20 protein-coding genes are annotated in these 25,827 nt (G+C 55.0%); 8 read left to right on the plus strand and 12 right to left on the minus strand.

Annotation, left to right across the window (positions count from 1 at the left end; genetic code table 11):
• Window positions 1–28 precede the first annotated feature (28 nt).
• Complete coding sequence (locus SERAS12_RS26580; protein WP_006324566.1) at window positions 29–250, minus strand: hypothetical protein; 222 nt, start codon at window positions 248–250, stop codon at window positions 29–31.
• Here SERAS12_RS26580 and ldtD point away from each other — a divergent pair.
• The 3 genes from ldtD to SERAS12_RS08550 all read left to right on the plus strand — a co-directional run bounded on the left by ldtD (window position 249) and on the right by SERAS12_RS08550 (window position 3,410).
• On the plus strand, window positions 249–1,967 hold the full coding sequence (gene ldtD, locus SERAS12_RS08540) for a L,D-transpeptidase (RefSeq protein ID WP_041416027.1): 1,719 nt from the start codon (window positions 249–251) through the stop codon (window positions 1,965–1,967). The two genes, SERAS12_RS26580 and ldtD, sit on opposite strands and share 2 nt — an antisense overlap.
• A 181-nt stretch (window positions 1,968–2,148) precedes the next feature.
• Window positions 2,149–2,697 (plus strand): YcbK family protein, encoded by a 549-nt coding sequence (locus SERAS12_RS08545; protein ID WP_006320781.1) that lies wholly within the window; start codon window positions 2,149–2,151, stop codon window positions 2,695–2,697.
• A gap of 65 nt (window positions 2,698–2,762) precedes the next feature.
• Window positions 2,763–3,410, plus strand: coding sequence for an MBL fold metallo-hydrolase (locus SERAS12_RS08550; protein WP_013812309.1), 648 nt, complete (start codon window positions 2,763–2,765; stop codon window positions 3,408–3,410).
• Window positions 3,411–3,479: 69 nt separating this feature from the next.
• Here the strand turns inward: SERAS12_RS08550 and SERAS12_RS08555 are convergent, their stop codons facing one another.
• From SERAS12_RS08555 to SERAS12_RS08575, 5 genes are all read right to left on the minus strand, one after another.
• Complete coding sequence (locus SERAS12_RS08555; RefSeq protein WP_013812310.1) at window positions 3,480–4,670, minus strand: amino acid aminotransferase; 1,191 nt, start codon at window positions 4,668–4,670, stop codon at window positions 3,480–3,482.
• Between the two features lie 244 nt (window positions 4,671–4,914).
• Entirely contained in the window at window positions 4,915–6,024 is a 1,110-nt protein-coding gene (gene ompC / locus SERAS12_RS08560; RefSeq protein WP_013812311.1) for a porin OmpC, read from the minus strand.
• A 301-nt stretch (window positions 6,025–6,325) separates the two neighbouring features.
• Entirely contained in the window at window positions 6,326–7,726 is a 1,401-nt protein-coding gene (gene asnS / locus SERAS12_RS08565) for an asparagine--tRNA ligase (protein WP_013812312.1), read from the minus strand.
• Window positions 7,727–7,952: 226 nt separating this feature from the next.
• The gene (gene pncB, locus SERAS12_RS08570) at window positions 7,953–9,158 is read right to left on the minus strand and encodes a nicotinate phosphoribosyltransferase (protein WP_013812313.1); all 1,206 of its coding nucleotides are present in this window, start codon (window positions 9,156–9,158) and stop codon (window positions 7,953–7,955) included.
• A gap of 255 nt (window positions 9,159–9,413) precedes the next feature.
• Entirely contained in the window at window positions 9,414–11,114 is a 1,701-nt protein-coding gene (locus SERAS12_RS08575) for a GGDEF domain-containing protein (RefSeq protein WP_013812314.1), read from the minus strand.
• 446 nt (window positions 11,115–11,560) lie between these two features.
• On the opposite strand from SERAS12_RS08575, the gene pepN reads away from it, so the two are divergent.
• Entirely contained in the window at window positions 11,561–14,176 is a 2,616-nt protein-coding gene (pepN, locus tag SERAS12_RS08580) for an aminopeptidase N (RefSeq protein ID WP_013812316.1), read from the plus strand.
• 41 nt (window positions 14,177–14,217) lie between these two features.
• On the opposite strand, the gene ssuB is transcribed toward pepN, so the two are convergent.
• The 5 genes from ssuB to ssuE are packed head-to-tail and all read right to left on the minus strand — an operon-like array spanning window position 14,218 to window position 18,540.
• The gene (ssuB, locus tag SERAS12_RS08585; protein ID WP_013812317.1) at window positions 14,218–14,994 is read right to left on the minus strand and encodes an aliphatic sulfonates ABC transporter ATP-binding protein; all 777 of its coding nucleotides are present in this window, start codon (window positions 14,992–14,994) and stop codon (window positions 14,218–14,220) included.
• A complete protein-coding gene (gene ssuC, locus SERAS12_RS08590; RefSeq protein ID WP_004942729.1) occupies window positions 14,991–15,785 on the minus strand; it encodes an aliphatic sulfonate ABC transporter permease SsuC in 795 nt (264 codons plus the stop codon). The genes ssuB and ssuC overlap by 4 nt, the downstream gene beginning before the upstream one ends.
• A gap of 11 nt (window positions 15,786–15,796) precedes the next feature.
• Window positions 15,797–16,945 carry an FMNH2-dependent alkanesulfonate monooxygenase gene (gene ssuD / locus SERAS12_RS08595; RefSeq protein WP_013812318.1) on the minus strand — a complete coding sequence of 383 codons (1,149 nt, stop codon included), beginning with the start codon at window positions 16,943–16,945 and terminating at the stop codon, window positions 15,797–15,799.
• 16 nt (window positions 16,946–16,961) lie between these two features.
• Entirely contained in the window at window positions 16,962–17,927 is a 966-nt protein-coding gene (locus SERAS12_RS08600) for a sulfonate ABC transporter substrate-binding protein (RefSeq protein WP_080563644.1), read from the minus strand.
• A 34-nt stretch (window positions 17,928–17,961) separates the two neighbouring features.
• Window positions 17,962–18,540: an NADPH-dependent FMN reductase gene (gene ssuE, locus SERAS12_RS08605; protein WP_013812320.1), complete on the minus strand. Its 579-nt coding sequence runs from the start codon at window positions 18,538–18,540 to the stop codon at window positions 17,962–17,964.
• Window positions 18,541–18,798: 258 nt separating this feature from the next.
• Here ssuE and pyrD point away from each other — a divergent pair, with 258 nt between their 5' ends.
• Both pyrD and SERAS12_RS08615 read left to right on the plus strand, forming a co-directional pair.
• A complete protein-coding gene (gene pyrD / locus SERAS12_RS08610) occupies window positions 18,799–19,809 on the plus strand; it encodes a quinone-dependent dihydroorotate dehydrogenase (RefSeq protein ID WP_013812321.1) in 1,011 nt (336 codons plus the stop codon).
• Between the two features lie 174 nt (window positions 19,810–19,983).
• A complete protein-coding gene (locus SERAS12_RS08615; RefSeq protein WP_013812322.1) occupies window positions 19,984–20,532 on the plus strand; it encodes a cell division protein ZapC in 549 nt (182 codons plus the stop codon).
• A 6-nt stretch (window positions 20,533–20,538) separates the two neighbouring features.
• Here SERAS12_RS08615 and SERAS12_RS08620 read toward each other — a convergent pair whose 3' ends face one another.
• Window positions 20,539–21,642, minus strand: coding sequence for a YcbX family protein (locus SERAS12_RS08620; RefSeq protein ID WP_013812323.1), 1,104 nt, complete (start codon window positions 21,640–21,642; stop codon window positions 20,539–20,541).
• Between the two features lie 103 nt (window positions 21,643–21,745).
• On the opposite strand from SERAS12_RS08620, the gene rlmKL reads away from it, so the two are divergent.
• Together rlmKL and SERAS12_RS08630 are read left to right on the plus strand one after the other, a co-directional pair.
• A complete protein-coding gene (gene rlmKL / locus SERAS12_RS08625; RefSeq protein ID WP_143760061.1) occupies window positions 21,746–23,866 on the plus strand; it encodes a bifunctional 23S rRNA (guanine(2069)-N(7))-methyltransferase RlmK/23S rRNA (guanine(2445)-N(2))-methyltransferase RlmL in 2,121 nt (706 codons plus the stop codon).
• Window positions 23,867–23,871: 5 nt separating this feature from the next.
• Window positions 23,872–25,779: an ABC transporter ATP-binding protein gene (locus SERAS12_RS08630; protein ID WP_004942764.1), complete on the plus strand. Its 1,908-nt coding sequence runs from the start codon at window positions 23,872–23,874 to the stop codon at window positions 25,777–25,779.
• Window positions 25,780–25,827 lie beyond the last annotated feature (48 nt).

Consider the following 25,827-nt stretch of genomic DNA (forward strand, 5'->3'; position numbering starts at 1 on the left):
ACCGGGTAGCTTAATGACATAACAGTTATTAGCGGCGTCCAAGGGCAAAATGGCCTTTCTGTTCGTATACTGAAATTAACAAGCGGTTTTTGATGTATTTTTTGTGAGCATACAGGGGGCAATGGATGTTGCTTAAAAATGGAAACACTTTACGGCGTCTGGCGCTGAGCTGCGCAATCGCATCTGGACTTGCGTCGTCGTTACCCGCATGGGCAACCGTGCCTGCGTTTCCGGTAGCGTCATCCGGCATGTCAGTTGCGCAAAGCCGTTCGGAATTATTGGCAGCATTGCCGAAAGGAATGACACCGCACTATCTTTCAACGCTGGCTCCTTTGTACGCCGCTAACCGGATGCAACTGATGTGGCAGGATCGCGAGGCGGTTCAGCAGTTCCAGCAGCAGTTGGCCGAGCTGGCCATCTCCGGGGTACAGCCACAGTTTACCCAATGGGTGAAGCTGCTGACCAATCCGGCGATTAGCGGCGTAGCGCGCGACGTTGTCCTGTCTGATGCTATGCTGGGGTATTTGCAGTTCGTTTCAGCCATCGGCGCCAACGGTAACAGCTGGCTGTATAGCAATATTCCCTACAAGCTCGGCCTGCCGCCTAATGCGGTGATTAATCAATGGCAACTGGCGGTGCGTCAGGGCAAGACGCTGTCTTATGTCACCAAACTGGCGCCGCAGCACCCGCAATATGCCAAGATGCATCAGGCGCTGCGCGACATGCTGGCCGATAACCGTCCATGGCCGCAGATGGCTAACGGTCCGAGCCTGCGCCCCGATCAACTGAGCAACGACATTGCCGCCCTGCGTGAGATCCTGGCGCGCAATGGCATGCTGACCACTACCGCAGTATCGGTGCAAACGCAGGAACCGCCTGCGGTACTGACCGGCTCGCGCAATGAACCGGACGATGGCGGCTTGTCAGTCGATGAAGAAAAAAGCCGCGAGAGCAAAAGTGTGGTTATCAGCCCGTCTGCCGCACCGGTAAAAGATCTTGCCGCATCGCCGGAATCGCCATTCGCACAGCAACCTGCCGGCCCGGTGACCGTTACTGATAACGCTTATACCCCCGATCTGGTCGAAGGCGTTAAACGCTTCCAGAAATGGCAAGGCTTGACCGCCGACGGCGTGATTGGCGCCCGTACCCGCGAATGGCTCAACGTGTCGCCGCAAACGCGCGCTTCGCTGTTGGCATTGAATATCCAGCGTTTGCGCATCCTCCCAGGCTACGTCGACACCGGGATCATGGTTAACATTCCCAATTACTCGCTGACTTACTACCAGAACGGCAATGAAGTGCTTTCCTCACGGGTCATCGTCGGTCGGCCTAGCCGCAAGACGCCGCTGATGAACAGTGCGCTGAACAACGTCGTGGTCAACCCGCCGTGGAATGTGCCGACTACGCTGGTACGCGAAGATATTGTGCCAAAGGCAATGCGTGACGGCAGCTATTTCCAGAAACACGGCTATACCGTGCTTTCTGGCTGGAGCAATGACGCTGAAGTCATTAACCCGGCGATGATTGACTGGAACATGGTGTCTGCGCGTAATTTCCCTTACCGCATTCGCCAGGCGCCAGGTGCCACCAACTCACTGGGGCGTTTCAAATTCAACATGCCGAGCTCGGATGCTATCTATCTGCACGACACGCCGAACCATAATCTGTTCCAGAAAGATATTCGTGCCCTGAGTTCCGGTTGCGTGCGCGTTAACAAGGCATCTGATTTGGCTAATATGCTGCTGCAAGATGCCGGCTGGAACAATACCCGCGTTTCCTCCACCCTTAAAGGGGGAAATACAACCTACGTAAATATCCGACAGCATATTCCGGTTAAATTGTATTATTTAACCGCCTGGGTTTCTGATGATGGAAAGCCACAATTTCGTACAGATATTTACAATTACGATGATACGGTGAGATCGGGTGCACAAATTTTGGCTCAGGCTGAAAAATTAATGCAATAAATGCAGTAATTATAAATAAATAACGGTCTGAATATCGGACCATGATGCAGGCACTCATTCAGTGGGTGCCTGCAAACCGCGGGACATCACGGGTTGACTCAGGCTGTGTGGGCGGTTATGGTTCGGGCAGTGCGCTGTTTTGTGCATATATTTTGATATTCTTGCCGGGTTTAACAGAAACATGGACAAAATTGATCATCATCGCCGCAAATGGCTGGCATTAGGTAGCGCCGCCATGGGTATAGCTCTGCTTCCAGGGCAGGCTTTTGCCAGTCTTTCTACTTCACGCCCACGCATTCTGGTCGTAAATAACATGCATACGGGCGAAACGTTGAAGGCCGAATTCTTTGATGGGAAGGGGTATAATAAAGACGAGCTGGTTCGTCTTAATCATCTTTTCCGTGATTATCGCGCCAATAAGGTTAAGCCGATCGATCCCCGTCTGTTTGATCAGCTCTATCGTCTGCAAGGTCTGTTGGGTACCAACAAGCCGGTGCAGTTGGTTTCAGGTTACCGCTCCCTGGATACCAACAATGAGCTGCGTGAGCGCAGCCGTGGTGTGGCCAAGCACAGCTATCACACCAAAGGTCAGGCGATGGACTTCCATATCGAAGGTATCCAATTGAGTAATATCCGTAAAGCGGCGTTAAAAATGCGCGGTGGTGGTGTAGGATATTACCCACGTAGCAACTTTGTACACATCGATACCGGCCCGGTGCGGACCTGGTAATCGTTGTACACCCTTGTGAATAGCGCCAGCCTGCGAGGGTGTGGCGCTGTTGTCGTTGGAGCCTTATGAAATACCAAATTATTCCCGTTACCGCCTTCAGTCAGAACTGTAGCCTGATCTGGTGTGAAAGCACGCAGCAGGCGGCATTGGTCGATCCCGGTGGCGAGGCAGAAAAATTGAAGGCCGAAGTGGCGAAGCAGGGCGTTACGATCACGCAGATCCTGCTGACGCACGGCCATCTCGATCACGTAGGTGCCGCGGCGGAACTGGCTGTGCATTATCAGGTGCCGATTTACGGCCCGGATAAGGAAGACGCTTTCTGGTTGGACGGCTTGCCGGCGCAGAGCCGGATGTTTGGGCTGGAAGAGTGTGCGCCGCTGACGCCGACCCAATGGTTGCAAGAAGGCGACAAGGTGCAGGTGGGCGAGATGACGTTCAACGTGTTGCATTGCCCTGGCCACACCCCTGGCCATATCGTCTTTATTAATGAAAAGGCGCGGCTGGCGTTGGTGGGCGACGTGCTGTTTAACGGCGGTGTCGGGCGCAGCGATTTCCCGCGTGGCGATCATCAGGCGCTGATTAACTCTATTCGTACCAAGCTGTTGCCGCAGGGCGATGACATGGCGTTTATCCCGGGCCATGGGCCAATGTCCACCTTTGGCCAAGAGCGTGAAACCAACCCGTTCCTGCGTGAAGAGCCGGCTATCTGGTAAGGTTATTTCCCGGCAGAAATAACTAAGGGGCGCTAAAAGCGCCCCTTTTGTATTTGCAGCAGCAACGTTTTACAGCACGGCGACGATGGCCTCGCACAGCGGCGCCATATTGTCCGGCGTCATGCCCGCAACGTTAACGCGACCGGAGTTGACGGCATAAACGCCAAACTCTTCGCGCAGGCGCAGCACCTGCTCTTTACTCAACCCGCTGAACGAGAACATACCGTTCTGGTTGATGATAAAGCCGAAGTCCTGCTCTGCGCCTTTCTCCTGCAGGGTATTGACGAACAGCTGACGCATACGGTGGATGCGCTGACGCATATCGGTCAGTTCCTGCTCCCACAACGCACGCAGCGCATCGTCGCCCAGGATGGTCGCCACGATGGCGGCGCCGTGCGACGGTGGGTTGGAGTAGTTGGCACGAATGGCGGCTTTCACCTGGCTGAACGCGCGATCTGCGGTTTCCGCATCGGCGGCTACGACCGTGCAGGCACCGACGCGTTCATTGTACAGGCCGAAGTTCTTCGAGTACGAGCTGGCGACGATCAGTTCCTGATGCTTGGCGGCGAAAATACGCAGGCCCTGCGCATCTTCTTCCAATCCTTTCGCAAAGCCCTGGTATGCGAAGTCAAACAGTGGCAACCAACCGTTAGCCACAGACAGCTCGGCCAATTGTGCCCACTGCTCAGCCGTTGGGTCGATGCCGGTTGGGTTATGGCAGCAACCGTGGAACAGCACCACATCGCCGGCCTGAGCCTGTTTCAGGCTGCGGAGCAGGCCATCGAAGTCCAGCGCATGATTGGCGGCGTCGTAGTAAGCGTATTCCAACACTTCCAGACCGACCGCACCAAACACGTTGTTGTGGTTCGGCCAGCTTGGGTTGCTGATCCAGATGCGTTTCGCGCTGGTCTGGTTGGCGATGAAGTCAGCTGCAACACGCAGGCCGCCGGTGCCACCAGGCGTTTGTGCAGTGCGCGCACGCTTGTCGGCAATAATTGGGCTTTGTTTGCCGAACAGCAGCTCTTGCGTGCAGTTGGCGAACGCCGGGATGCCTTCAATGCCGAGATAGTTTTTGGTGGTTTCATTTTCCAGCAGATATTGCTCAGCTTTTTTCACGCTGGTCAGTACCGGGGTTTTGCCGGTTTCATCTTTGTAAACGCCAATCCCTAAGTTGATTTTATTAGGGCGGGCATCCGCGCGGAAAATGTCGGTCAGACCCAGGATTGGGTCGGCGGGTGCAGCAGTGATTTTTTCAAACATGTCAGGTGCTTCCATGGCTCGGAGTTAAGCAGACAGAAGCATCAGGGTAGCGCCAGTTATGCGCTTTGCCAACCGTTTGCGAGAAAAACACATCGATCTTGTGAAGGGGGCAGGTTCAGCATAAAAAATGAGGGAGAAGGGGGCGTTGGCAGAATAAAAAGTTACTCGCGGCACAAAAACAAAAACAGGGCCGAAGCCCTGTTTTTAACTCATACGGCGGTGAACCGCCGTCAAGTGTGACAACTTAGAACTGGTAAACCAGACCAACACCTACGATATCATCGGTAGCGGTGCCAGTGGCTTTAGTGAACTCGTTGTCGTCCAGCAGGTTGATTTTGTAATCAACATAGGTGGACATGTTTTTGTTGAAGTAGTAAGTGGTACCAACAGAAACATATTTAACCAGGTCGGCGTCGCCGCCGCCGAAGCTAGAACCGTTTGCGGTACGGCCAGCCAGGTTTTTACCTTTAGACTGCAGGTAAGACACTTCTGGGCGCAGACCGAAGTCGAACTGGTACTGTGCAGTCACTTCGAAGTTCTGGGTTTTGTCAGCGATACCGGTATCGAAATTACCGTATGGCGTCATGTTACGGGTTTCGGAGTACATGGCTGCCAGGTAGACGTTGTTCGCGTCGTATTTAGCGCCCACGGTCCACGCATCAGCTTTGTCGCCTTTAGCGGTAGAGTCGGTGGTTTGTTTGTCAGTACGGTCAGAAGACGCGTATGCAGCACCGAAGCTCACGCCTTCGCCGATGTCATAAGTAGAAGACAGGCCCCAACCGTCGCCGTTTTGTTTCTTCAGAGCGCGGCTGTCGTTTTCGTTCTTACCCTGGTACTGAACAGCGAAGTTCAGACCGTCAACCAGACCGAAGAAGTTGTTGTTACGGTAAGTAGCAACGCCGTTGGTACGGCCGGTCATGTAGTTGTCGGTGTAGGTGTAGGTATCGCCACCGAACTCTGGCAGCATATCTGTCCAGCCTTCCACGTCGTACAGTACGCCGTAGTTACGGCCGTAGTCGAATGAACCGTAGTCAGCAAATTTCAGACCTGCGAAGCCCAGACGAGTCTTGGTGTCTTTGGTGCCCTGCGCTTCGTCGTGGTTAGCTGCAACGTTGTATTCCCACTGGCCGTAACCGGTCAGTTGGTCAGTAATCTGGGTTTCACCTTTGAAGCCGAAACGAACATAGGTCTGGTCGCCGTCATTGCCTTTGTCGTCGGAGAAGTAGTGCAGACCGTCAACTTTGCCGTACAGATCCAGCTTGTTGCCGTCTTTGTTGTAGATTTCAGCTGCGTTTGCTGCACCAGCAGCTAACAGAGCCGGGATTACCACTGCAAGAATGTTGCGCTTCATCATTATTACCCTCATTGGTGTTATTCGGACACCTTTGCCACTGCCGCCAATAATTCTTTTGGAACTATTGTAGATAGATTGGTGTCGTCCTGTGTCTGAACGCAGTGTTCCATTCGCAGACAGGTTAATCTAGAACGAAAATGCTACCAATGTCCTAATGAGGTTTCAAAAGGAAAGTATATGTAACAAAATGTAATATTAAGGGAACTTTGTGACGCGGGTCAATATTAGAAAATGCGAAAGGCCAGCAAAGCTGGCCTTGGTTTTGTAACTAAATTATTTGGAAAATGTTTAGGCTGATTAATTAAAAGCTTGCGTTACGTGGGGTGCGTGGGAACGGAATGACATCGCGCACGTTTTGCACGCCGGTAACGTAGGCGATTAAACGCTCAAAACCTAAACCGAAACCGGCATGAGGAACGGTGCCGTAGCGACGCAGATCACGATACCACCAGTAATCTTCTTTATTCAGGCCCATCGCTTCCAGACGCTGATCCAAGACGTCCAGACGTTCCTCACGCTGGGCACCGCCGATGATCTCGCCAATGCCAGGAGCCAGCACGTCCATGGCTGCAACGGTTTTGCCGTCGTCGTTCATGCGCATATAGAAAGCTTTAATGTCTTTCGGGTAGTTTTTCACCACCACCGGCGCTTTAAAGTGTTTCTCGGCCAGATAGCGCTCATGCTCGGAAGACAGGTCGATGCCCCAGGATACCGGGTTTTCGAAGGTTTGGCCGGAGGCGATCAGGATTTCCACCGCTTCGGTGTAATCTACCTGGGCGAAATCGGAAGAAACAAAGCGTTTCAGGCGCTCAATCGCATCTTTGTCCACACGCTCGGCGAAGAACTGCATGTCATCCATACGCTCGTTCAACACGGCCTGGAACACATACTTCAGCATTTTTTCCGCCAGTTCGGCGATATCTTCGAGGTTGGCAAACGCCACTTCCGGTTCGATCATCCAAAATTCAGCCAGGTGGCGGCTGGTGTTGGAGTTCTCTGCGCGGAAGGTGGGGCCGAAGGTATACACTTTCGACAACGCACAGGCGTAAGTTTCGCCGTTCAACTGGCCGGAAACGGTCAGGAAAGCTTCTTTGCCGAAAAAGTCCTGGCTGAAATCAACCGCGCCTTTATCGGTGCGCGGCAGATTTTCCAGATCCAGCGTTGAAACCCGGAACATTTCGCCGGCGCCTTCGGTATCGGAAGCGGTGATAAGCGGGGTGGAAACCCAGAAGAACCCGTTCTCGTGGTAGAAACGGTGGATCGCCTGCGCCAGCGTATGACGCACGCGGGCCACGGCGCCGATCAGGTTGGTGCGTGGACGCAGGTGAGCGACCTCGCGCAGGTACTCGATGCTGTGACGTTTGGCCGCCATCGGGTAAGTGTCCGGATCGTCAACCCAGCCAACCACTTTGATGGCGGTCGCCTGCAGTTCGAAACTCTGGCCTTCGCCCGGAGAGGCAACGACTTTGCCGGTGACTTCAATCGAGCAGCCGGTGGTCAGATGCAGCACTTCATCCTGATAATTCGGCAGAGAATTATTAACGACGGCCTGTAACGGATCAAAGCAGGAACCGTCATAGACGGCCAGGAAGGAGATACCAGCTTTAGAATCTCTCCGGGTACGCACCCAACCGCGTACGGTGACTTCACTGTCAACCGCAGCACGACCTTGCAGTACGTCGACTACAGGCACTACGCTCATAGATTTCTCTCTTTATAATTTGGTTTAGAAATAGCTTAAAACCCAACAATATGGGGATGGTGCTATGTTACTTGCCGCGATGCAGAGCACAAGCAGAAATCGCCGGATTGGTACAACATTTCTTGGGGCTGGGCGAAAAGGGGGCAGCGGAAAGTGTCTTATAAAGGAGAAAAAAGCCGGTCTGAAGTTTTCAGCCGGCTTTTTAGCATTTGCAACGCATGGTCGCTTAGCTGGCTTTTTTCACCAGCGGCAGATCGAAGGCTTTGCGCAACGCCTTCACGAAGGCCTGATCCTGACAGATGGTTTTACCCGGACTGTCGGACAGTTTAGCCACTGGCTTGCCCTTGCATTCAACCAGTTTGATGACGATATTCAGCGGTTTTACGCCCGGAATGTCGCAGGTCAAGCGCGTGCCGATGCCGAACACCAGGTTGATGCGTTGATCGAAGTGGCGATAAAGCGCCAGCGCCTTGTCCAGATCCAGGTTGTCGGAGAACACCAGCGTTTTGCTCATCGGATCGATACCCAGCTTCTGGTAATGCGCGATGGCTTTTTCACCCCATTCAAACGGGTCGCCGGAGTCATGGCGCAGCCCCTGATAACGCGGCGCGAATTGTGGGCCGAAATCACGCAGGAAGGCGTCCATGGCGATGCAGTCGGTCAACGCGATGCCGAGCTGGTCTGGATACTCGTCCAACCAGGCCTGCAATGCTGCTCGTTGACTGTTGGCCAACACCGGGCTTATCTGCTGATGCGCCTGGAACCATTCATGCGCCTGGGTGCCTACCGGCGTCAGGCCGAGTTGATGCGCCAGATCGTAATTGCTGGTACCGACCAGGTAGGGGAATTCGTTTTTCAGCGTGCTGACGATCGCCTGCTGCACGCTTTTGGAGAAACGGCGACGGGTGCCGAAGTCCATCAGTTTGAAGCGGGAGATATCCACATCGGCGCTCACGGCTTTAAACTGCGCCAGTTTGCTGCGCAGATGCGCTACCGCCATGTCCGGCGTGACCTGCGGCGAACGGTGACGGTGCACCACTTCGCTGATCACCGCCAGCAGGGGGACTTCCCACAAAATCACTTCGCGCCACGGGCCGGCAATGCGGATATGCAGCCTGCCGTCACGATTGTCGATCTGAACCTGCTGCGGGTCATAGCGGAAATCACGCAACCAGCTTAGGTAGTCCTGACGGAAGAAAGGCAACCCTGAAAGATAGCCAAATTCAGCCTCGGTCAGCGCCAGTTGGCTCATCAGCGCGACTTGCGCACGGATTTCGTCGGCATATTCGCCCAGCAGTTCATCTCCACGGCAGCGAAATTCCGCCGCCACGCTGATCGCGGGGTAGCGATGGAACACGGCTTGCTGCATATGAAGCTTGTAAGCGTCAGTATCAAGCAGTGATGTCAAAATCGGGGAAGCGTATTGAGTCATAGCGCGTTACTGCATCCTCGTCAGGCGCGAGTCCAAATCCGGATAGTCATAAAAAAGTTGAGCGAGTATACCCGGATTATCCTGTTATTGAAGCTGCATCACACCACAAATCGCCGGAGCGGGTCGAGGATTAAACGTGCCTTTATGCCGGCCTGCCGTCAGGTTTCAGGCAGAAAAGCCAGATAAGCCTGTAAGGTGAATGACTTAGCCTAATTAGTCATAAAAATTATAATGTTAATTATTTTAAACAACAATTCAGATAAAGCCGGTCGGTGTGTGAATGCTGATCTGGTCCTTGCCGTTTTTCTTGCAGAAATAGAGCGCTTCATCCGCCTGTTTGATCGCCGTCGGCAACAGGCCGAGGCTGTTCACCTGGGCAATACCGCAACTGGTCGTGAAACGCACAGTTTGCCCATCATCGAGGGTGAGGGTGAGTTGGTGGGTGCGCTCGCGGAGCTTAGACATAATTTCTCGCGCATTCTCAAGCGTGCAGTTGCAGAGGATCACGGCGAATTCTTCACCGCCATAGCGGCAGAAAATGTCGCTGGAGCGGAAGGCGTCCTGCAGCAATTTGCCGAAGGCCACCAGTGCACGGTCGCCGATATCATGCCCGTAACTGTCATTCAGTTTTTTGAAATTATCGATATCAATCAAACAAAAGGCCAACGGGTAGCTGCGCGCTGCCAGGGATTCGCATTCACGGAAGAACTTGCGGCGGTTATAGATATTGGTCAGGGGATCAAGAAACGAAGAGGCTTCCAGCTCCTTGATCAACAGATGTTTTTCATTTTCCAGCGTCACCTTTTCCAATTGATACTGTTTTAGCTGTTTAATGGCATCGCTGATGGCGATTAACTCCTGGCCGTAAAACACTTCATTGCGATCGATGTTCATATTGCCGCGCGACAACCGCAAAATATTATTATGCGTTTTAGTCAGCCAGCGGCTGATATTTGAACAGTAAACCAGGGTCGGCAGGAAAATAAACAGCACGATCAGACCACCGAGAGAAATCAAGCCATAAATAGCCGTCTGGCTGGTGTAGATCTTATGCTGTGATGCGACGATTTCCAGTTCAAAACTGCGTTGATAAAGCCGTTGCGAAAGCTCACTCAGATTTTTGACGTACTGATAAATAAAATCGGCGGAGTAGGGGGTATGATTATCGATTGAGGTATACAACCCTTGGGTAATCCGGTCGAGCTGCCCTTTCGAAAGCTGACGGAGCAGCTCATTCACCAGCAGGGTGGTGGGGACATCGTTGTAGGTCAGCTTCATAAAGATCAGTCGGGTGCTTAGTGCATTCAACACCCCGGTGAGCTGTACGGCTTTCAGATAGGCGTCTTTGCGCTCCAGCTGATTGGTGTTCACGTCAATGACCTGATCGATTAATTCGGTCAGGGACATATTCAGTCGGTTATTCAGGCGCACGGCTTCCAGAAACAGAAACGAGTCGGCATCGATCATGCGGGTATCGTAGGTATAACGGTAGTAGCTTTTGCTGGTCTGAGAAATGTAGTAGGCGCTGTTGATATTAAACAGATTGGCATTGGCATCGGTAACATATGAAAGCTGTCGATTATCGTTATCCAGCAATTGTTCCATTAGGCCGAGCATGGAAAGCGCGGCGATTTTTTGCCGTATGCCGAGCTGTTGCGAAATCTTGCTGTCGATATGCGGCTTGAACCGGGCAATTTTTTCGCGCGCCAGGCTGTCGGCTTCCTGCCATTGCGCCGGGGTAATGTTCGCATTAACCCGGCTCAGACGTTTTAAACGGTGCGCCAACAGGGTGGCTTGAAACGCTTCCGAGATCTCTTTGGCGCGACTCACCTTATACAGGTTAAGTTGATTGTCGCGATAGTCTGCATGGGCTTCAATCAGCTCATCGGAAATAAATATGGCGAACGATGACATCAGGGCAAAGGTAAAAAAATAGATCAGATATTTTACTTTCATATTGCCGTGAGTCCTTAAACCAGATTTATCAATTATATCATCGAGGCAGCTGATATGTCTTAACTATACCCCCGGAACCTCTGTCACCGGGAGACGTTCTGCGGGCAGGGGTTTAGGGTTGGGAACGGCCTTGAAACAAGGGTCATTGCCCATGGCGATGAAGTATCGACCGGCCTGTATCTGAAAGACGGCTTTTAGCATTAAATGCTGATTTTTGCTCTGCATCAGGTGAAGGAGCCTGATGGCGCGGGCCGTTCGGCGACAACATTAGGATCCACCTCCGATTTCTCCGTTCCAGTACCCCGGCATCTCTAGGCTTTTTTCGTGGCTGTGATACAGTTTATTTACAATCAGGATCATCAACATTTTCGCGCCTCTGCGGCGGCTGAAATAAGCCAATGATGACAACCTGGCACCTGTAACTCACTGAGACATCAAGGGTTTTTATGACACAACTGCCACAGGCGAAGTATCGCCACGATTATCGCGCGCCAGACTACAGCATCACCGACATTGATTTGGATTTTGAGCTGGACGCGGAAACGACACGCGTCACTGCAGTCAGCAAGATTAAACGTCAGGGCGCTGCCGATGCGGCGCTGGTGCTGAATGGCGAAGATCTGACGCTGGTAAGTATTCAGATCGACGGGCAGCCGTGGAGCGCCTATCAGTTGCAGGATAACAAGCTGGTTATAGAGAAATTACCAGCACAATTTACCATGACCATCGTCAATGATATTCACCCGGCGAAGAATACCGCGCTGGAAGGGCTGTACCTGTCAGGCGAAGCGTTGTGTACCCAGTGTGAGGCGGAAGGTTTCCGTCACATCACCTATTACCTGGATCGTCCGGACGTGTTGGCGCGCTTCACTACCCGCATTGTGGCGGATAAGGCGCGTTATCCGTTCCTGCTGTCGAACGGCAACCGCGTAGGCCAGGGCGAACTGGAGGATGGGCGTCACTGGGTACAGTGGCAAGATCCGTTCCCAAAACCTTGTTATCTGTTTGCGCTGGTGGCCGGTGACTTCGACGTGCTGCGCGACAGCTTCACCACCCGTTCCGGGCGTAAGGTGGCGCTGGAACTGTTCGTTGACCGTGGCAACCTGGATCGCGCCGATTGGGCGATGACCTCACTGAAGAACTCGATGAAATGGGACGAAACCCGTTTCGGTCTGGAGTACGACCTCGACATTTATATGATCGTGGCCGTCGATTTCTTCAATATGGGGGCGATGGAGAACAAAGGGCTAAATATCTTCAACTCCAAATACGTGCTGGCGAAAGCGGAAACCGCCACCGACAAGGATTACCTGAATATCGAAGCGGTGATTGGCCACGAATATTTCCACAACTGGACCGGCAACCGCGTGACCTGTCGCGATTGGTTCCAGCTTAGCTTGAAAGAAGGCCTGACGGTGTTCCGCGATCAGGAGTTCAGTTCAGATCTGGGTTCACGCTCGGTCAACCGCATCGATAACGTGCGCGTCATGCGCGGCGCGCAGTTCGCCGAGGACGCCAGCCCGATGGCGCACGCGATTCGTCCGGATAAAGTGATCGAAATGAACAACTTCTACACCCTGACGGTGTATGAGAAAGGGTCCGAAGTGATCCGCATGATGCATACGCTGCTGGGCGAAGAACAGTTCCAGAAGGGCATCCAACTGTATTTCGAGCGCCATGACGGCAGCGCAGCAACCTGCGATGATTTCGTTCAGGCGATGGAGGATGCTTCCAATGTCGATCTGTCGCTGTTCCGTCGCTGGTACAGCCAGTCCGGCACGCCGTTGCTGACCGTTCGCGATGAATACGATGCGGAGCACCAACAATACCGCCTGCACGTCAGCCAAAAAACCGAACCGACCGCCGATCAGCCAGAGAAGTTGCCGTTGCATATTCCGCTGGATATCGAATTGTACGACGCCGAAGGCAACGTGATTGCCCTGCAGAAAGACGGTGCGGCGATCGGTAACGTGCTGAACATCACTGAAGCCGAGCAGACCTTCGTGTTTGACGGCGTGGCGCACAAGCCGGTACCTTCGCTGTTGCGCGAGTTCTCCGCACCGGTGAAGCTGGATTATCCGTACAGCGATCAGCAACTGACTTTCCTGATGCAGCACGCGCGCAATGAATTCGCCCGTTGGGACGCGGCGCAGAGCCTGCTGGCTACCTATATCAAACTGAACGTTGCCAAGCATCAGCAGAAACAGCCGCTGTCTCTGCCGTTGCACGTTGCCGACGCGTTCCGTGCCGTGCTGCTGGACGAGAAACTGGATCCGGCACTTGCCGCGCAAATCCTGACGCTGCCTTCGGAAACCGAGATTGCCGAGCTGTTCGCCACTATCGATCCGGAAGCGATCGCCGCGGTGCATGAATCGATTGTCCGTTGCCTGGCAAAGGAAATGGCCGACGAATGGCTGGCGGTTTATAACGCCAACAAAACCGACGGTTACCGGGTGGAGCATGCCGATATCGGCAAACGTGCTCTGCGCAACCTGTGCCTGGGTTATTTGGCCTTTGGCGATGAGGCGCTGGCCGATCGGCTGGTGGCTGAGCAGTATCGTCAGGCGGATAACATGACCGATTCGCTGGCTGCGCTGGCTGCGGCGGTAGCGGCGCAGTTGCCGTGCCGCGATGCGCTGCTGGCGGCGTTCGATGAACGCTGGCATCAGGATGGGTTGGTCATGGACAAGTGGTTCGTGCTGCAGGCGAGCAGCCCGGCGGCGGACGTGCTGACCCAGGTACGCGGCCTGCTGAAGCACCGTTCGTTCAGCCTGAGCAATCCAAACCGTACTCGCTCGCTGATCGGTGGTTTCGCTTCCGCCAACCCGGCGGCGTTCCATGCGGCGGACGGCAGCGGTTATCAGTTCCTGGTGGAGATCCTCAGCGATCTGAACCAGCGCAACCCGCAGATTGCCGCTCGTTTGATTGAACCCTTGATCCGCCTGAAACGCTATGATGCTTCGCGTCAGGCCCTGATGCGCAAGGCGCTTGAACAGTTGAAAGGGCTGGAAAACCTGTCCGGCGATTTGTTCGAGAAGATCAGTAAAGCGCTCGACGCGTAAAAACTAACCAGGGACGGCGCTGCGACATGCCGTCCCTGGTTTCAATTCGTTGCCCTGCGTGGGCTTTCAACCACCGGCGGGGGCGGCGACAGCACTCTGTCCAGCACTTCGGCTTCCAGTTCCGCCAATCTGGCTGACCCCTTACGGCGCGGGCGCGGCAGATCAATCGTCAGATCCAGCCCGATACGGCCCTCTTCAATCAAGATCACCCGATCCGCCAGCGCAATGGCTTCGCTGACATCATGCGTCACCAACAGTACGGTGAAACCATGCTGCTGCCACAGGCCTTCAATCAGCCCCTGCATTTCAATCCTTGTTAACGCATCAAGCGCGCCCAAAGGCTCGTCCAGCAACAGCAGACGAGGACGGTGGATCAGCGCGCGCGCCAGTGCCACTCGCTGTTTTTGTCCGCCGGACAGCGCTGCCGGCCATTCATTGGCGCGATCGGCCAACCCAACGGCTTCCAGTGCCTGCAACGCATCGGCACGCCAGTCGCCGCGCAGGCCAAGGCCAACGTTATCGATCACCTTTTTCCATGGCAGCAGGCGTGCATCCTGAAACATCAGACGGGTATCCTCTTTGGCGCTGGCGAGGGGGGCATTTCCGCTAAGCAGCTCGCCGCTGCTGGCTTTTTCCAACCCGGCCATCAAACGCAGCAGCGTGCTTTTGCCACAACCGCTGCGGCCGACCACGGCGACAAATTGCCCGGAGCTGATGCGCAACTGAATATTGTCCAGCACAGTTCGGTTGCCATAGCGTTTGGCAATAGAGTCCAGGGTAACCGGGGTGCCTTGGGGAATGCGAGCGGGAGTCGTCATAGCGCTTCTCCTGGTTTAAGTTGATAAGCCGGATGCCAGCGCAACCAGACGCGTTCCAGCAACTGCGCGCTGACGTCCGCCAGCTTGCCGAGCAGGGCATACAGCACAATCGCCACCACCACCACGTCGGTCTGCAGAAATTCGCGGGCGTTCATCGCCAGATAACCAATCCCCGAGTTGGCGGAAATGGTTTCGGCCACGATCAGCGTCAGCCACATAAAGCCCAGAGCGAAACGCACGCCGACCATGATCGAGGGCAACGCGCCCGGCAATACCACCTGGGTAAATAACCGGAAACCGCTCAGGCCATAGCTGCGCGCCATTTCAAGCAGGCCGCTATCGATATTCTTGATGCCGTGATAGGTATTCAGATAGATAGGGAACAAGGTGCCCAGCGCGACCAGAAAAATCTTGGCGGATTCATCAATGCCGAACCACAAGATCACAAGCGGGATCAGCGCCAGATGCGGCACGTTGCGGATCATCTGCACCGAGCTGTCTAACAGGCGCTCGCCCCAACGCGACAAACCGGTGATAAACCCCAGAACCAGCCCGATGCTGCCGCCGATGCTAAAGCCGATCAGCGCGCGCCAACTGCTGATGGTCAGGTGTTGCCACAGCTCGCCGCTTTTGGTTAGCGTCCAGAAAGCGGTCACTACCGCGCTTGGCGCGGGCAGAATGCGATTAGACAGCCAGCCGGCCTCAACCGAGATTTGCCAGATCACCACCAGTGTGACCGGTAACGCCCAGGGTGCCAGCCGGTGCAAGATGCGTTGTGTGCCGTTTGCCATACCGCTTCTCCTCAGCTTTGCGATGCTTTTTGCGGAATGTAAATATTGGCGACCACTTCACCTTGCGGTTTGACTGGCCGACGCCGAGCAGGGACTTCGTTTTCCGCCAGATCGAGATGCGGGAACAGCAACTCGCCGACGCGATAGGCTTCTTCCAGATGCGGGTAACCGGATAAAATAAAGGTATCGATGCCCAGATCGGCATATTCCTGCATGCGTGCCGCCACCGTCGGGCCATCGCCGACCAGCGCGGTGCCGGCGCCACCGCGTACCAGGCCAACACCGGCCCACAGGTTAGGGCTGATCTCCAGATTGTCTTTCTTGCCGCCGTGGAGCGCCGCCATGCGCCGTTGCCCTACGGAATCAAAACGGGCGAAGGCTGCCTGTGCGTTGGCGATGGTCTCTTCATCCAGATTGGCGATCAGCCGGTCGGCCGCCCGCCAGGCTTCTTCTGTGGTTTCACGCACGATCACATGCAGACGAATGCCGAAACGCACCGTGCGGCCTTTGGCTGCGGCTTTGGCGCGCACTTCGGCAATTTTTTCTCGTACCTGTGCCGGTGGCTCCCCCCAGGTGAGGTACATTTCAACCTGTTCGGCGGCCAGATCCTGAGCGGCGGCGGAAGAACCGCCAAAATACAGCGGCGGACGCGGCAGTTGCACCGGCGGATACAGCAGTTTGGCACCTTTCACCTGAATGTGTTTGCCGTCAAAATCGACGGTTTCCCCTTCCAGCACCTTGCGCCAAACGTGAGTGAACTCTGCCGAGGCCTCGTAGCGTTCTTCGTGATTCAGGTGCAGGCCTTCTGCCGCGAGTTCTTCGGGATCACCGCCGGTGACGAGGTTAAACAGAGCGCGGCCGTTGGAAAGGCGATCCAGCGTTGCGGCCTGGCGGGCGGCCAACGTGGGCGAAATGATGCCGGGGCGCAGCGCTACCAGGAACTTCAACCGTTGGGTGACTGGGATCAGCGAGGCTGCGACCAGCCAGGAGTCTTCGCACGAGCGGCCTGTGGGGATCAGCACGCCGCCAAAGCCCAACCGGTCAGCGGCCTGAGCGATCTGCTGCAAATAGCCGTAATCGACACTGCGGGCACCTTCTGTACTGCCAAGATAATGGCCGTCGCCGTGCGTAGGTAAAAACCAGAATACGTTTAGGCTCATAGCTTGTTCTCCAAAATTATTGCGCGCTCGGGTGCCAGATGCGTTGAGAGATATCGACCTTCACCGGCACTAAACGGTTGGCATAAAACAGATCGGCGGTTTGCTGCTGGGCGGCAATGGTGTGCGCATCCAAAGGTTTGATGGCGGTCGGCGGGCGGTGATCCAGATAAGTGGCGATCACCTTTTCCGGCAGGCCCATGGCGTTTGCCAACAGCGTGACGCTCTGTGCGCGATCGCTACGGGTCAGCGCATCGGCTTGGGTCAGCACCTCAAGAACCTGGCTGACAAAGGGGCCGTGCGCCTGTACGTAGGGGCGAACCGCCAAATAAAACGAACCGGTTTGATTCAGACCACTGCCGTCGCCCAGCACCCGTACGCCGCCTTGCAGCAATGCCGCGGAATAGTACGGATCCCAAATCGCCCAAGCATCAACGTTGCCTTGTTGGAAGGCGGCGCGGGCATCGGCCGGGGTCAGGTAAACGGGTTGGATATCGGTAAATTGCAGCCCGGCTTTCTGCAGCGAGCGCAACAGCAGGTTGTGGGAGCTGGAACCTTTCTGGAAGGCAACCTTATGGCCTTTCAGCTCGGCGACGGTTTTGATCGGGCTGTTTTCCGGCACCAGGATCACTTCCGCCTTGGGTTTTGGCGGCTCTACGCCGACATAAAGCAGATCGGCGCCGGCGGCCTGGGCGAAGATTGGCGGGATATCGCCGGTGCTGCCCAAATCGATACTGCCGACGTTCAGCGCCTCGAGCATTTGCGGGCCGGCGGGGAATTCTATCCAGCTGATTTTGGTCGAGGGAAAACGCTGTTCCAATAGCCGATGGGTTTTTGCCAATACCAGGCTGACCGATCCTTTTTGGTAACCGATGCGGAACTGCGCCGGATCCTGCGCGTTGGCGGCATTGCTCCACGCAAGGGAGAGAATGCCGGCCAATGTGCCTGCGCCAAGCCAGCGGCGGAGTGAAGAAAGTCGCTTCATCATGATGTCCTTTTCCTTTTTATTCTCTTCTCAGTCAGGCAGTCTGACGGGCAAACAGGGAAGGGGAGAGCTTTACCGTGGGCGGTTTGCGACGGCCGAGCGCCAGATAAAAACTTTCCAGCGCCTCTTCCAGGCGGGTTGCCACGCCGTCAGACAGGTTGATTTCTTCGCCGTTCAGCACCACCTGGCTATCATCGGCAAACACGCCGTGCAGCACTTCCTGCGCTTTCAACGCCGCCAGCACCGGCTTCAGGGCGTAGTCCACCGCCAGCATGTGGCCAATAGAGCCGCCGGTGGCCAGCGGCAACACGACCTTATGGTCCAGGGCGCGTTCCGGCAGCAAATCCAGCAGGGTTTTCAGCGCGCCGGAGAACGAGGCTTTATAGACCGGCGTCGACACCAGCAAACCGTCTGCCTGCGCTAACTGCTCGGCAAAGGCTTTGATCGCCGGGCTGTTAAAATTGGCGTAGAGCAAATCCTCGGCATCGAAATCGTGCAGCGTGTAGGCAATCACTTCTACACCTTGCTGCTGCAGCCAGTTTTGACTCAGGGTCAGCAGCGCGGCTGAGCGCGAGGGGATGCGGGGGCTGCCGGCCAGTGATATAACGCGCATTGCCACTCCTTATAACTAAAAGTTAGGTTTAATCAGGAAATGTTTGTGATCTGTTTTAAACCTATCAGTTAGGAGCGGGTTGCTTAAATCTCATTTTTTGATTTTGATATGCGTAAATGCGGATTGGCGGCGATCTGGGGCCGTTAAAGGAAAACGATTGCGTAAAAAACGCTTTTTTTTGCTTTTAATCAATTCCAATTGATCAGGGGATGCCGGATAATCGGCCCCCGGTTTGCAACCGGGAAATCAGGAGAGTACATGTACTACCCCATCATCAGGAAAGCGTTGTTCCAGCTCGATCCCGAGCGTGCGCATGAATTGACCTTTCATCAGCTTCGCCGTATCACTGGCACCCCGTTAGAATTTCTCATTCGTCAGTCTGTGCCGGCCAAGCCGGTTAGCTGCATGGGACTCTCTTTTAAAAACCCATTGGGGTTGGCCGCCGGTCTGGATAAAGACGGTGAGTGCATCGATGCATTCGGTGCCATGGGGTTTGGCTTTGTCGAAGTTGGCACCGTGACGCCGCGCCCGCAAGCGGGCAATGATAAACCGCGGCTGTTCCGCATCGTGGAAGCCGAAGGCCTGATCAACCGAATGGGCTTTAATAACCAGGGTGTGGATAATCTGGTTGAAAACGTTAAAAAATCCCATTTTGGCGGCATTCTGGGGATTAATATCGGCAAGAATAAAGATACCCCGGTTGAGCAAGGAAAAGACGATTATCTGATCTGCATGGATAAAGTTTATCCGTATGCCGGCTATATCGCGATTAACATTTCGTCACCAAATACACCGGGGTTACGATCCCTACAGTATGGTGAAGCGTTAGACGATCTTTTAGCCGCCATTAAAAATAAGCAGCAGGAATTGCATGCGCGGCATCACAAATATGTACCGGTCGCGGTAAAGATCGCGCCGGATCTTTCTGAAGAAGAATTGATCCAAATAGCCGACAGCCTGGTGCGGCATAATATTGATGGCGTGATCGCGACCAATACTACGCTGGATCGCAAGTTGATCCAGGGGTTGAATTACTGCGAGCAAACGGGGGGCCTTAGCGGTCGTCCGCTGCAGGCGAGCAGCACCGAAGTGATCCGCCGTTTGTCGATTGAGCTGCAGGGCCGCTTGCCGATTATCGGTGTCGGCGGAATAGACTCCCTGACCGCCGCGCGGGAAAAAATGGCGGCCGGTGCTTCGCTGGTGCAAATTTATTCCGGTTTTATCTTCCACGGTCCGCGTCTGATTAAAGATATCGTTAACTACATCTAATATTTTTTCTTTGATTTTCAGCCGGGGGTTTATTTCTTCCCCCGGCTCGTCTATATTTTGTCCACTGGCATAAATATCGTTCGCGGAATTATCCGATGTTTGAGCTACTTTATCGGTGATAAAATCGCCTTTTGGGTAAATAGAGTGTGGCATGGGCAGCGAGAAGGATAAGAGATGAAGATAAAACCTGACGATAATTGGCGTTGGTATTTTGATGCTGAACACGATCGGCTAATGCTGGATTTAGCCAATGGGATGATCTTCCGCTCACGCTTCCCGGCCAAAATGTTAACGCCGGATGCCTTCGATGAATGCGCCTTTTGCGTTGATGACGCTGCGCTTTATTTTAATTATGAAGAGCAGTGCAAACAGATAAAGCTCAGCCATGAGCAACGCGCCGAACTGGTATTAAACGCTCTGGTGGCCTATCGCTTCCTGAAACCCTTGATGCCGAAAAGCTGGCACTTCGCCCAGCAGCATTATCCGCTGCAGCCGAAGAACGGTGAATTGGCGGCGGTGAAGGTGATGGACAGCGGCTCAGATGCCCGCTTATTGGTCGTTGAAGCCGGCGATAACGCCAGCTTGTGTCTGCTGGCGCAAAATCAGCTGTCGCTGGCCGGACGTACCATGGTGTTGGGTGATGCGATCAAGGTGATGCACGATCGCCTCAAACCCTGTGCGCAGGATGAAGCTTCCGCCCCGGCCTACGACAGGGCGGTATAAGGCGGATCACGCCAGCGTCAAATCGCTTTTCGGAATACAGCTGCAGGAAAGAATGGTGCCGTTGCCCGCTACCGCACTTTTCTTCAGCGGTGCCACTTCGCCACTGACCAACTCAATACGGCAACTGCCGCAAATCCCCGCACGGCATGAATAAGGTACGCGGATCCCTTGCTGTTCCAACTGCTCCAGCAAGATCTGCTGATTATTGCCGGTAAACACCTTCCCTGCGTATTCGATGGTGACGCTCTGCGCACTGTCTTGCGGCGCCTGCATGCTTTCGACCACTTTACCTGCGCCATAAGGGCGTGGCGGCTTGGTAGATAACACTTCCACCGCATCGCCAACGCGGATAATACCGCTGTTGCGCGCCACCATATTCTGGCCAAAATCGATATCGCCGTTATCGGCGGTGCGGAATTTTTGCAGGGTGCTCAGTGGCTCACCGCTGGGGTGTTTGCGCCCGCGCTCGGTGCTGACGGTGGTGAGCACGCAGCGGCTGCACGGTTTTACCAGATCGAACATCACGTCACCGACGCGGATCACCTGCCAGCCGTCTTCGGCCCAGGCGCTGGCACCGGTCACCACCAGATTGGGGCGGAACTGTTCGAGCTTGATACTGCCAGGGCAGCGTTGTTGCAAATCATTGAACGAGGCTTCGTTAATCAGCAGATAAGGATAACCGTCGGCGAAAGATAAAGGGATTTCCGGGTGTTTTTTGACTCTCCGGGTCAAGTCAGGGCCTAGCCAGCGTAGCTGTACCTCACGCTGGAAATAACCACTCAGCCAACTGTTGATCGCCGGCGGTGCAATCAAGGCGGTGAAATGATTGCCCCACACTTCGGTTGGCTGCGCTTCGGCAGCAAAATCTGCGAAACGGATAGCTGCGCTTTCCCCGTCCGGTGCGGTCAGAAACAGGCCGTCCGCCAGCAGTGCAGGCGTAAACAATACCATCTGCGGATATTGGCGTGCTGTAATAAAGGTGCCATCCGGCTCGGTGATCATAAAGGTGCGATCGAACGCCAGACCACTGCTGGAAACTTGTGCGTGAGAAAGTTGCAAACCCCGAAGCGATTTAACCGGATGAACGTAAAGTCTGGAAAGCGTAATCACCCTTATCTCCGTACGATTATTAAATAGAAGGGAGCAACTTTATGACAAGCGGTCTGGATTAGCTATAATGCGCAACAATTTTCTTTTTGGTGATAAGTACGATATGAACTCTCTGTTTGCCAGCACGGCGCGTGGACTGGAAGAACTGTTAAAAAGCGAACTGGAAGCGCTGGGCGCTCACGCCTGCAAAGTGGTGCAGGGTGGGGTACATTTTCAGGGTGACGATCGTCTTCTGTACCAAAGCCTGCTGTGGAGCCGCCTGGCCTCACGTATTCTGTTGCCGCTTAATGAATTCCGCGTACACAGCGATCTGGACCTGTATCTTGGCGTGCAGGCGATCGACTGGACGAACATTTTTGGCGTGGATAAAACCTTCGCCGTTCACTTCAGCGGCGTTAACGAAGAGATCCGTAACAGCCAATATGGCGCGCTGAAGGTCAAGGACGCCATTGTAGACAGCTTCACCCGCAAGATCGACCAACGCCCGACGGTGGCAAAGCAACAGCCGGACATTCGAGTTAACGTATTCCTGCAGCGCGATATGGCCAGCGTAGCGCTCGATCTGAGCGGCGAAGGTCTGCATCAGCGCGGCTACCGTGATCTGACCGGCCAGGCGCCGTTGAAGGAAAGCCTGGCGGCAGCGATTGTACAGCGTTCAGGCTGGCAACCGGGCACGCCGATGCTTGATCCGATGTGCGGTTCAGGCACCTTGCTGATTGAAGCGGCGATGATTGCCTCCGATCGCGCGCCGGGCTTGCACCGTCAGCACTGGGGCTTTACCGCCTGGAACGGCCACAATGTCGATTTGTGGCGTGAAGTGATCACCGAAGCGCAGGTGCGCGCGCGCCGTGGTCTGCAGGAAACCACCTCGCGTTTCTTCGGCTCGGATATCGATCGCCGAGTGATTGAGATGGCGCGCGGCAATGCCCGCCGCGCCGGCGTTGCCGAACTGATTACTTTTAACGTCGGTGACGTCAGCAAACTGACCAACCCGCTGCCGGAAGGCCCAACGGGCACCGTGGTCAGCAACCCGCCTTACGGTGAGCGACTGGAAAGCGAACCGGCGCTGATCGCGCTGCATAATATGCTGGGCCGCATTATGAAGAGCGCCTTCGGCGGCTGGCAACTGTCGCTGTTCAGCGCGTCGCCGGAGCTGCTGAGCTGCCTGCAACTGCGCGCCGAACGCCAATTCAAGGCTAAAAACGGTCCGCTGGATTGCGTACAGAAAAACTACCAATTGGCGGAGAACCCGCAGGGCGCCAGCGGCGTGCTGGCGGCGGAAGACTTTGCCAACCGTCTGCGCAAGAACCTGAAAAAACTCGACAAGTGGGCCAAGCAGCAGGGCATTGAATGTTATCGCCTGTACGACGCCGATCTGCCGGAATACAACGTCGCGGTTGACCGCTACGGCAGCAAAGTCGTGGTACAGGAGTATGCGCCGCCGAAAACCGTCGATGCGCAGAAGGCGCGTCAACGTCTGTTCGACGTGATCAATGCTACGCTATCGGTGCTGGACCTGCCGTCAAACCAACTGATCCTGAAAACCCGTGAGCGTCAGAAGGGCAAAAACCAGTACGAAAAGCTGGCTCAGAAAGGTGAGTTCTTGCTGGTGGAAGAGTTCAATGCCAAGCTGTGGGTTAATCTGACCGATTATCTCGATACCGGTTTGTTCCTCGATCACCGCATCGCGCGCCGTATGTTGGGCGAGATGAGCAAAGGCAAAGACTTCCTCAACCTGTTCGCTTATACCGGCACAGCCAGCGTTCACGCCGGATTGGGCGGCGCGCGCAGCACCACTACCGTGGATATGTCGCGTACCTACCTGGAATGGGCGGAGAAGAACCTGCGCGTCAATGGCCTGACCGGTAAACAGCATCGATTGATCCATGCGGACTGCCTGTCATGGCTGCATAATGCCGACGAACAGTTCGACGTGATCTTTATCGATCCGCCGACGTTCTCCAACTCCAAGCGAATGGAGAACACCTTTGACGTCCAGCGCGATCACCTGATGTTGATGCAAGATTTAAAACGGTTGCTGCGCCGTAACGGAACCATCATGTTCTCGAACAACAAGCGCGGTTTCCAGATGGATATGGCCGGCCTGAGCGAACTGGGTCTGGAGGCGAAAGAGATCACCGCCCAGACGCAGTCGCAGGACTTTGCCCGTAACCGTCAAATTCATAACTGCTGGCTGCTCACCCATGCCGGCGAAGGAAAATAATTACTATGTCGTTAATCAGCATGTCCGGCGCCTGGCTGTCCTTCAGCGATGCGCCGCTTTTAGACAACACCGAAATTCATATTGAAGACAACGAACGCGTTTGTCTGGTTGGGCGCAACGGCGCCGGTAAATCCACGCTGTTGAAGATCCTCGGCAAAGAAATTCCGCTGGACGATGGCCGGGTGATTTACGAGCAGGATCTGATTGTGGCGCGTCTGCAGCAGGATCCTCCGCGCAATATCGGCGGTACGGTATTCGATTTTGTCGCCGAAGGCGTAGCCGAGCAGGCGGAACATCTGAAAGCCTATCACGCGATTTCGCATTTGGTGGAAACCGATCCCAGCGAGAAAAATCTGACGCGCATGGCGCAGATTATGGAGATCCTCGATCACCAGGGCCTGTGGCAACTCGACAGCCGCATCAGCGAAGTGCTGTTGCAATTGGGGCTGGACGGCGACGCAGAGTTGTCCTCGCTCTCCGGCGGTTGGCTGCGCAAGGCCGCTCTGGGCCGTGCGCTGGTCAGCTCACCGCGCGTGTTGCTGCTCGACGAACCGACCAACCACCTGGATATCTCAACCATCGACTGGTTGGAAGGTTTCCTGAAAGAGTTCCAGGGCAGCATCGTGTTCATTTCCCATGACCGTTCCTTTATCCGCAACATGGCGACGCGCATTGTCGATCTCGATCGCGGCAAGCTGGTGTCCTGGCCGGGTAACTACGATCTGTACCTGCTGAGCAAAGAAGAAGCGCTGCGGGTGGAAGAGCTGCAAAATGCTGAGTTCGACCGCAAGCTGGCTCAGGAAGAAGTCTGGATCCGCCAGGGCATCAAGGCCCGCCGTACTCGTAACGAAGGCCGTGTCCGCGCCCTGAAAGCGCTGCGTAACGAGCGTTCGGAACGTCGTGAAGTGATGGGCACCGCCAAGATGCAGGTGGAAGAAGCGGTACGTTCCGGCAAGATCGTGTTCGAGATGGAGGACGTTAACTATCAGGTCGGCGACAAAGTGCTGGTGCGTAATTTCTCCGCCCAGGTGCAACGTGGCGACAAGATTGCGCTGGTTGGCCCTAACGGTTGCGGTAAAACCACGTTGCTGAAATTGATGCTCGGTCAACTGAAAGCCGACAGCGGCCGTGTACACTGCGGCACCAAGCTGGAAGTGGCTTACTTTGACCAGCATCGCGCCGATCTGGATCCGGAACGCACGGTGATGGACAACCTGGCGGAAGGCAAGCAGGAAGTGATGGTCAACGGCCGGTCCCGCCACGTGTTGGGCTATCTGCAGGACTTCCTGTTCCACCCAAAACGCGCGATGACGCCGGTGAAAGCGCTGTCGGGCGGGGAACGTAACCGCCTGTTGCTGGCCAAGCTGTTCCTGAAACCGAGCAACTTGCTGATCCTCGATGAACCAACCAACGATCTCGACGTCGAAACGCTGGAGTTGCTGGAAGAGTTGATCGATGGCTATCAAGGCACCGTGCTGCTGGTGAGCCACGATCGTCAGTTCGTTGATAACTCGGTGACCGAGTGTTGGATCTTCGAAGGCAAGGGCGTGATCAGCACCTTCGTCGGCGGTTACTACGATGCGCATCATCAACGCGCTACAGCGAAACCGATCCGTCAGGTTGCCGCCGCCGATCAGAACAAACCGTCGGCGGAAAAAAAGGCTGAACAGCCGAAGAAATCAGCGGTTAAACTGAGCTATAACCTGTTGCGCGAGCTGGAACAGTTGCCACAGCGGCTGGAACAGCTGGAAACGGAAATCGAAGCGCTGCAGGCGCAAATGAGCGACGCGGATTTCTTCACGCGTCCACACAGTGAAACACAGCAGGTGTTGACGGCGCTGGCCGCCGCTGAAGGGGCGCTGGAAGAAGCGTTCGCCCGTTGGGAAGAGCTGGAAGCGATGAAAAACGGCTAACCGTTGAGAATACCGTCCGCGCGCTGCTGCGGGCGGTATTGCCGTACC

The organism is Serratia sp. AS12 (assembly GCF_000214195.1).
GTDB classification, from domain to species: domain Bacteria; phylum Pseudomonadota; class Gammaproteobacteria; order Enterobacterales; family Enterobacteriaceae; genus Serratia; species Serratia plymuthica.

Bases quoted from the DNA above. Each gene is read 5' to 3' on its own strand.
- ldtD (WP_041416027.1), top strand. From the start codon at position 249: ATGTCAGTTGCGCAAAGCCGTTCGGAATTATTGGCAGCATTGCCGAAA.
- SERAS12_RS26580 (WP_006324566.1), bottom strand. From the start codon at position 250: ATGCCGGATGACGCTACCGGAAACGCAGGCACGGTTGCCCATGCGGGT.
- SERAS12_RS08545 (WP_006320781.1), top strand. From the start codon at position 2,149: ATGGACAAAATTGATCATCATCGCCGCAAATGGCTGGCATTAGGTAGC.
- SERAS12_RS08550 (WP_013812309.1), top strand. From the start codon at position 2,763: ATGAAATACCAAATTATTCCCGTTACCGCCTTCAGTCAGAACTGTAGC.
- SERAS12_RS08555 (WP_013812310.1), bottom strand. From the start codon at position 4,670: ATGTTTGAAAAAATCACTGCTGCACCCGCCGACCCAATCCTGGGTCTG.
- ompC (WP_013812311.1), bottom strand. From the start codon at position 6,024: ATGATGAAGCGCAACATTCTTGCAGTGGTAATCCCGGCTCTGTTAGCT.
- asnS (WP_013812312.1), bottom strand. From the start codon at position 7,726: ATGAGCGTAGTGCCTGTAGTCGACGTACTGCAAGGTCGTGCTGCGGTT.
- pncB (WP_013812313.1), bottom strand. From the start codon at position 9,158: ATGACTCAATACGCTTCCCCGATTTTGACATCACTGCTTGATACTGAC.
- SERAS12_RS08575 (WP_013812314.1), bottom strand. From the start codon at position 11,114: ATGAAAGTAAAATATCTGATCTATTTTTTTACCTTTGCCCTGATGTCA.
- pepN (WP_013812316.1), top strand. From the start codon at position 11,561: ATGACACAACTGCCACAGGCGAAGTATCGCCACGATTATCGCGCGCCA.
- ssuB (WP_013812317.1), bottom strand. From the start codon at position 14,994: ATGACGACTCCCGCTCGCATTCCCCAAGGCACCCCGGTTACCCTGGAC.
- ssuC (WP_004942729.1), bottom strand. From the start codon at position 15,785: ATGGCAAACGGCACACAACGCATCTTGCACCGGCTGGCACCCTGGGCG.
- ssuD (WP_013812318.1), bottom strand. From the start codon at position 16,945: ATGAGCCTAAACGTATTCTGGTTTTTACCTACGCACGGCGACGGCCAT.
- SERAS12_RS08600 (WP_080563644.1), bottom strand. From the start codon at position 17,927: ATGAAGCGACTTTCTTCACTCCGCCGCTGGCTTGGCGCAGGCACATTG.
- ssuE (WP_013812320.1), bottom strand. From the start codon at position 18,540: ATGCGCGTTATATCACTGGCCGGCAGCCCCCGCATCCCCTCGCGCTCA.
- pyrD (WP_013812321.1), top strand. From the start codon at position 18,799: ATGTACTACCCCATCATCAGGAAAGCGTTGTTCCAGCTCGATCCCGAG.
- SERAS12_RS08615 (WP_013812322.1), top strand. From the start codon at position 19,984: ATGAAGATAAAACCTGACGATAATTGGCGTTGGTATTTTGATGCTGAA.
- rlmKL (WP_143760061.1), top strand. From the start codon at position 21,746: ATGAACTCTCTGTTTGCCAGCACGGCGCGTGGACTGGAAGAACTGTTA.
- SERAS12_RS08630 (WP_004942764.1), top strand. From the start codon at position 23,872: ATGTCGTTAATCAGCATGTCCGGCGCCTGGCTGTCCTTCAGCGATGCG.